Here is a 711-nt window from a genome sequence, read left to right on the forward strand (position 1 = left end):
CGACGCTCGTGCCGGTTTCGGCCTTGGAGAAGCCGCGCTTGCGCAGGAATTCCGAGCGATCGTCCTCGTTTCGCGCGACGATTCGCTCGCGGGCGGCGCGGATGCCGGCGATGAACGGCGCGGGCGAGGAATTGGCGAAGTTCGTCAGCGCCGGGGCGGCCTCGTGGGCGAAACGCTGGGCCGCGAATTTCGAATGCCTGATCGTAATTTCCTCGAAATTTTCCGTACCCCAGAGATTCCTGTTGGCGCACACTGCCCTGAGGTAGAAGCTCGCGATCCCAAGAGTTTTGGAGCCCACCTCCGAGTTCCAGGCGTAAAAACCGCGAAAATACAGATCGGGCTCGCCGTTTGGCAGGCGGCCTGCTTCGATCGGATGGGTGTCATCGCAAAGGAAGGCGAAGACATCGCGGTCGCTGGCATAAAGCGTCGTCGTATCCTTCGTGATGTCGACGAAGGGATTGTGGGTCATCGTCGACCAGTCGAGCAGGCCGGGAACCTTCCAGATCGTGTCGCCTGTGCCATTGCCTGCAATGTTCATGATGGCGGCGATCAGATCCTTGTCCCAGATACGACCATATTCAGGACCGGTCGCGGCGCGCAGTTCGAGGCGGCCGTCCTCCATCTCTAGCGTCTTGACCGTTTCGGCGTTGTGATTGAGCAAGCCGTGCTGGAGATTGATGGCGGCGAGCGATGCTGGGAGCTGGCGCATGT

1 pseudogene is annotated in these 711 nt (G+C 60.8%); it reads right to left on the bottom strand.

The features are described from left to right. A pseudogene (locus ACT6Q8_RS25445) lies at window positions 1-711 on the bottom strand (DUF932 domain-containing protein); the annotation flags it as partial.

The sequence above is a fragment of the Niveispirillum sp. genome (assembly GCF_052437035.1).
Lineage (GTDB): Bacteria > Pseudomonadota > Alphaproteobacteria > Azospirillales > Azospirillaceae > Niveispirillum.